The sequence below is a fragment of the Streptomyces sp. NPDC020875 genome, assembly GCF_040641415.1.
Classification (GTDB): Bacteria; Actinomycetota; Actinomycetes; order Streptomycetales; family Streptomycetaceae; genus Streptomyces.
The window spans coordinates 1-6,302 of sequence record NZ_JBFADP010000117.1 but is presented as its reverse complement, the minus strand read 5'-3'; the positions used below and the strand labels follow the sequence as shown (position 1 = coordinate 6,302).

The 6,302-nt window shown below is 74.0% G+C and carries 5 protein-coding genes; 4 read left to right on the top strand and 1 reads right to left on the bottom strand.

The features are described 5' to 3' along the window. The first annotated feature begins 81 nt into the window (after positions 1–81). The 4 genes from AB0G74_RS34005 (at position 82) to AB0G74_RS33990 (ending at position 4,325) form a co-directional block, all read left to right on the top strand. Positions 82–948 carry a F510_1955 family glycosylhydrolase gene (locus AB0G74_RS34005; protein WP_361154506.1) on the top strand — a complete coding sequence of 289 codons (867 nt, stop codon included), beginning with the start codon at positions 82–84 and terminating at the stop codon, positions 946–948. A 340-nt stretch (positions 949–1,288) separates the two neighbouring features. Continuing rightward, entirely contained in the window at positions 1,289–2,272 is a 984-nt protein-coding gene (locus tag AB0G74_RS34000) for a hypothetical protein (protein ID WP_361154503.1), read from the top strand. An 80-nt stretch (positions 2,273–2,352) separates the two neighbouring features. Further along, positions 2,353–2,883 (top strand): DinB family protein, encoded by a 531-nt coding sequence (locus tag AB0G74_RS33995; RefSeq protein ID WP_361154501.1) that lies wholly within the window; start codon positions 2,353–2,355, stop codon positions 2,881–2,883. Positions 2,884–3,086: 203 nt separating this feature from the next. Next, entirely contained in the window at positions 3,087–4,325 is a 1,239-nt protein-coding gene (locus tag AB0G74_RS33990; protein ID WP_361154499.1) for a helix-turn-helix transcriptional regulator, read from the top strand. A 97-nt stretch (positions 4,326–4,422) separates the two neighbouring features. Here the strand turns inward: AB0G74_RS33990 and AB0G74_RS33985 are convergent. Continuing rightward, positions 4,423–6,302, bottom strand: a 1,880-nt coding sequence (locus AB0G74_RS33985; RefSeq protein WP_361154497.1) for an NADP-dependent isocitrate dehydrogenase, incomplete at its 5' end; no start/stop codon positions are given.

Genomic DNA, 6,302 nt, shown 5'->3' with positions numbered 1-6,302 from the left:
GGTGTGCCGTACCGCCCCGGTACGGCACACCCGCCCGACCCCTCGCCGGACCCCTCTCCCCCACCCTCTGATCAGGACCCCATGAACAAGCGCATCGCCACCCTGTCCGCCGCGACGGCCGCCCTCGTACTGACCCTCACCGCCTGCGGCGGCGACGGCGACGGTTCCGGGGCCGCGTCCGGCGGCTCAGGCATCAGCCATATCCACGGCGTCGAGATCCACCCGAAGGACGGCAAGCTGTACGTCGCCACCCACAACGGCATCCACACCCCGGACGCCGACGGCCGCCCGCAACTGGTGGGCGACCGCGAGGACGACTTCATGGGCTTCACCCTCGGCCCGGACGGCGCCTTCCTCGCCAGCGGCCACCCCGCGCCCGGCCGGGACGCGCCCTCGAACCTCGGCCTCATCGAGAGCACCGACATCGGCCGCACCTGGAAGGAGCGCTCCCTGGTCGGCGAGGTCGACTTCCACTCCCTCGACTACGCCCACGACACCGTCTACGGCTACGACAGCACCAACGGCCTGCTCCGGGTCAGCAAGGACGGCACAGTCTGGGAGAAGCGGAGCCCGCTGAAGGCCCTCGACATCGCGGTCGGCCCCACCGACCCCGACACCGTGCTCGCCACCACCGAGACCGGGATCTCCGTCAGCAAGGACGGCGGGAAGACCTTCACCGCCGGAACCGGGCCGGTACTGGCCTTCCTCTCCTGGACCGCCGCCGACGCCCTGTACGGCATCGACCCGGAGGGCGGGATCAGTGTCAGCGCCGACGGCGGAAAGAGCTGGCGCCGGACCGGCACCGCGCCCGGCGGACCGCCGCAGGCGCTGACCGCGGTCGACGCCCGGCGGCTGATCGCCGCGACCGGGGACGGGGTCTACGAGTCGAAGGACGGCGGGAAGACCTTCACCGAGCTGATGGACGTCGGCTCGGGCGGCGGCCACTGAGCCGAGCCCGCGGCCGGGCCGGGCTCCGGACCTGATCCGGACCCCGGCCCGCGGGCGCGCGACGACCGGCACACGGCCCCCGACGGCGGCGGCCCGCGAGCCGCCGCCCGGGCTCCGGCCCGCCCGTACCCCAGGGCGGCCGGGGCCTGCCCGTGTCCCGGACGAATCGGTACGGCACCGGGGCGGCCGTCGCGCCCCGCGTGATCCGGGCCCGGATCGACCGGTCCCCGGGACGCTCGCCGTGGCGCGGGGACGCGTTCCGTACCCCGGGATGCGTCCCGTACCCGGCCGTCGTTGACTGGAGCCACCCCACCCGGGCGCCGCACCGACGGGAGGCCGTATGGACGCGCTCCCCCCGTCGCTGCTCCGTGCGGTGCTCGCCGATCCGGAGCATCTGCCGGAGCACCTGGCCCGGTTCGCCCTCCGGCACATGGGTCCCGCGGCCGACCGGTCGGTGGCCCGGGTCCGGGAGCGGAATCCGGACGCGGACCCGGCCGAACTGCGCGCCCTGGTGGTGGCCCGGGGCAGGCGGAACACGGTCGCCGAGGGCGCCTTCGTCGGCGGCCCCTTTCTGCTGCTGATCCCGGTGGCGTTCTGCGCGGCGCTGCTCAACCAGGCCCGTACGGTGCTCGAACTCGCCGGGCTGGACGGGCGCGACCCGACCTCACCCGAACGGGCCGCCGAACTCCTCGTCCTGATGGGCGTCTATCCGGACACGGACCGGGCCGGGGCCGCCCTCGGCGCCCTTGATGCCTCCGATGCCTCCGACACCGGACCGGACCCGGGGTCCGCCGAAAGCCCGCACCGCCCGCACCGCCTCCGGCGGCGCCGCCGACCGGCCGTCGTGGCCGTCTGGGGCGTCACCCTGCGGATGGCCCGGCTGCTGGGGCTGATCACCCCGCCCGGTAGCCGCCGGGACGGCCCCGGGCGGGCCCGCAGGGCGGCTATCACCACGGCGAATCTGCTGTTGCTGGCCGCCGTGATCGTGGTCGGCACGGTGGCGCCGCTGGTGTGGCTGCCGTACATGGCGCTCTCCTACAACCGGGCGACGGGCCGGCTCACGGACCGGGCGGCGCTCTACTACTTCCGGGAACCGGCCCCCCGGCCCGACCGTACGGTCCCCGGACTGGCCGGGGCGTCCGCGAGGGCCGCGGTCTCCCTGCTGGTCCCGGCGGTACTGACGGCGGTCGTGCTGGTGGTGGGGTGGCGGATCGAGCATGCGCGCTGGCCGGTGGTGACCATGGTCCTGGCCCTGTCGTCGGTCGGTACGGGGCTGTGGTGGCGGGCCCGGCGCCGCGCCCGATCCACAGCCGACGAGCCGTGACCGACCGGCCGGAGGCCGCCCGTACCCGGCTCCCGGATACCCGGGTGAACCCGGCGCGACGGTATGCCAGGGTGTCGGTCGTGACCACGACATCCGATCCACGAACCATCCCGGCGCCGCACGCCGACGAACGCGCCATGCTGGAGAGCTGGCTCGACTTCCATCGCGAGACCCTCGCCCTCAAGACCGCCGGAATCACCGACGAACAGGCGCGGACCGTGTCGGCCGAACCGTCCGCGATGACCCTGCTGGGCCTCGTACAGCATCTGGCCGAGGTGGAGCGGAACTGGTTCCGCAAGATCTTCGCGGGCGACCGGGACGCGCCCCCGGTCTTCGCCGACGGCGGCGCCGACGGCTTCGGCCTCGACCACGACCGGGGCCTGGCGGAGACCCTGGCCATCTGGCGGGCGGAGATCGACCGGGCCCGGGAGCTGACCGCCCGGGCGTCCCTCGACGACAGCGGCCCCCTCTCCGGCCGGGAGGCCGCCTTCCTGGGCGACCCGGAGGTGTCCCTGCGCTGGATCCTGGTCCACATGATCGAGGAGTACGCCCGCCACAACGGCCACGCCGATCTGCTGCGGGAACGGCTCGACGGCGCCACCGGGGCCTGACCCCGGCCGCCGACGGCCACCGGGCCACCGGGCCGGGGCCCCGCGGTCCCGGCCCGGTGGTGCGGCAGGGCCCCGCGCGGGGCCCCGTTCCGCGCGGGTCCACCGGGGACGGCCGTCGGGCGCCGCCCCCGTGAACACCAAAGTAGGCGGGGATTTCCGCCGTTCCCATCCCAGATGTCTGGGAGTCCACCTAACCTGCCCGCGTGACCCGCTTTCCCGCCCGCGCCCCCGGCCCCGATCCCGCCGCCCGGGTCGCGCTCACCGACACGCTCCGCCGCCGGCTCGGCGAGCCGGGAACACCCGGCTCCCTCGACGTCCTCCGCGCCACCGCCGACGCGCTGCTGCCCGCCGTCCCGGCCGATGTGTGGTGTGCCGTACTCCTCGACCCGTCGACGCTGCTGGACACCGGCGGGCTGCACGAGCACGGCTTTCCCCACTCCGTGATGCCCAGGCTCTTCGAGATCGAGCACGCCGACCAGGAGGGCGTGGACAACATCAGGGCGCTGGCCCGGCGGTCGGCGGCGGCCAGTCTGCTGAGTACGTCGACCGGCGGCCGGGTCGCCGACAGCGTCTACTACCGCGACGTCCTGAGGCCGGTGGGGATGGCGGACGAGTTACGGATCCTGCTCCGGGACGGCGCGCGCACCTGGGGGCTGCTCGTGCTCTGCCGGGCGGCGGACGCCCGGCCGTTCACCGCCGCCGACACGGCGCTCGCGGCGGCCGTGAGCGCCCCGGCGACGACGGCGCTGCGCCGGTCGCTGCTGCTGACGGGCATCGACCGGGACGACGTACCGGACGCGGCGGGGCTGCTGGTGGTGGACGACGGGATGGGCGTACGGCTGGCGACGGCGACCGCCGAACGCTGGCTGGCGCTGGTCCAGGAGGCGCATCCGGCGCCGGGGCGCAGACTGCCGTACGCCGTCGGGGCCCTGGTCCACCAGGCCCGTACCGTGCCGCCGGGCACCCAGGTGCGGTCCCGGGCGATCACGGTCACCGGGCACTGGGTCACCCTCAGCGCCTGGCGGGAGGCGCCGGGCGGCGGTGCGGGCGGCCCGGCTCCCGGCGCGTCCGCCGTCGGCGCGGACGAGGGGCTGACGTATGTGTCCCTGGCGCCGAGCCACCCCCGGGAGCTGACGGCGATCGTGCTGGACGCGTACGGGCTGACGCCGCGCGAGCGGGAGGTGGCGCAGCAGGTGCTGCTGGGGCGGTCGACGGCGGAGATGTCGGCCCGGCTGCATATCGCCGAGTACACGGTGCAGGACCATCTGCGGAAGGTCTTCGACAAGGCGGGGGTGCGCAGCCGCCGCGATTTCAGCGGGGAGTTGTTCCAGCGGTGCTATCTGCCGCGGCTGGAGGATCCACCGCTGACGAAGGACGGCCGGATGCGCGACGAGGAGGGACCCGGGTCCGGGGCCGGGTCCGGGTCCGGCGACGGGAGCTGAACCGGGCCGGGAACGCGGTCCGCCCCGCCCGGCGCGGTGGCCGGACGGGGCGGGGCGGAACTGACGCTCGACCGGTCGGCGGGACCGGCGGGCGGCGTCAGCCCAGGGAGGCGATGGCCTCGTTGAACGTGGCGGACGGACGCATCACGGCCGCGGCCTTCGCCGGGTCGGGCTGGTAGTAGCCGCCGATGTCGGCCGGGGAGCCCTGGACCGCGATCAGCTCGGCGACGATGGTCTCCTCCTGCTCGGAGAGCGTCTTCGCGAGCGGGGCGAACGCCTCGGCGAGCCGGGCGTCGTCCGTCTGGGCGGCCAGCTCCCGGGCCCAGTACAGGGCCAGGTAGAAGTGGCTGCCGCGGTTGTCGATCCCGCCGAGGCGCCGGGTCGGCGACTTGTCCTCGTTGAGGAAGGTGCCGGTGGCGCGGTCGAGGGTCTCGCCGAGGACCTTGGCGCGGGCGTTGTCCGTGGTGACCGCGAGGTGCTCGAAGCTGACGGCCAGCGCGAGGAACTCGCCCAGGCTGTCCCAGCGCAGGTAGTTCTCCTTGACCAGCTGCTGGACGTGCTTGGGGGCGGAGCCGCCGGCGCCGGTCTCGAAGAGGCCGCCGCCCGCCATCAGCGGGACGACCGAGAGCATCTTGGCGCTGGTGCCCAGCTCCAGGATGGGGAAGAGGTCGGTCAGGTAGTCACGGAGGACGTTGCCGGTGACGGAGATGGTGTCCTCGCCGCGGCGGATCCGCTCCAGGGAGAACTTGGTGGCCTCCACCGGGGAGAGGATCTTAATCTCCAGGCCCTCGGTGTCGTGCTGCGCCAGGTACTCGCCGACCTTGGCGATCAGCCGCGCGTCGTGGGCGCGGGTCTCGTCCAGCCAGAAGACGGCCGGGGTGCTGCTGGCCCGGGCGCGGGTGACGGCCAGCTTGACCCAGTCCTGGATCGGCAGGTCCTTGGTCTGGCAGGCGCGGAAGATGTCGCCCTCGGCGACCGGCTGCTCCAGGACCACATTGCCCGCGGCGTCGACCAGGCGGACCGTGCCCTCGGCGGCGATCTCGAAGGTCTTGTCGTGGGAGCCGTACTCCTCGGCCTTCTGGGCCATCAGACCGACGTTGGGCACGGAGCCCATGGTGGCCGGGTCGAAGGCGCCGTTGGCCCGGCAGTCCTCGATGACGGCCTGGTAGACGCCCGAGTAGCTGCTGTCCGGGAGGACGGCCAGGGTGTCGGCCTCCTTGCCGTCCGGGCCCCACATGTGGCCGGAGGTGCGGATCATGGCCGGCATCGAGGCGTCGACGATGACGTCGGACGGTACGTGCAGGTTGGTGATGCCCTTGTCGGAGTCGACCATCGCCAGGGCCGGGCCCTCGGCCAGCTCGGCGTCGAAGGACGCCTTGATCGCGTCGCCGCCGGGCAGGGTCTCCAGACCCTTGAGGACGGTGCCGAGGCCGTCGTTGGGGCTGAGTCCGGCGGCGGCCAGGGCCGGGCCGTGCTCGGCGAAGGTCTTCGGGAAGAAGGCCCGGACGACATGGCCGAAGACGATCGGGTCGGAGACCTTCATCATCGTGGCCTTGAGGTGCACCGAGAACAGCACGCCCTCGGCCTTGGCGCGGCCGATCTGCTCGGTGAGGAAGGTACGCAGGGCGGCGGCGCGCATCACGGAGGCGTCGACGACCTCGCCCGCCAGGACCGGCACGGACTCGCGGAGCACGGTGGTGGTGCCGTCGGCGGCCACGTGCTCGATCCGCAGGCTGCCGTCCTCGGCAATCACGGCGGACTTCTCGGTGGAGCGGAAGTCGTTCTCGCCCATGGTGGCGACATTGGTCTTGGAGTCGGCCGTCCAGGCGCCCATCCGGTGCGGGTGGGCCTTGGCGTAGTTCTTCACCGAGGCGGGGGCGCGGCGGTCGGAGTTGCCCTCGCGCAGGACCGGGTTGACGGCGCTGCCCTTGACCTTGTCGTAGCGGGCGCGCAGGACTCGCTCGTCCACGCACTTGG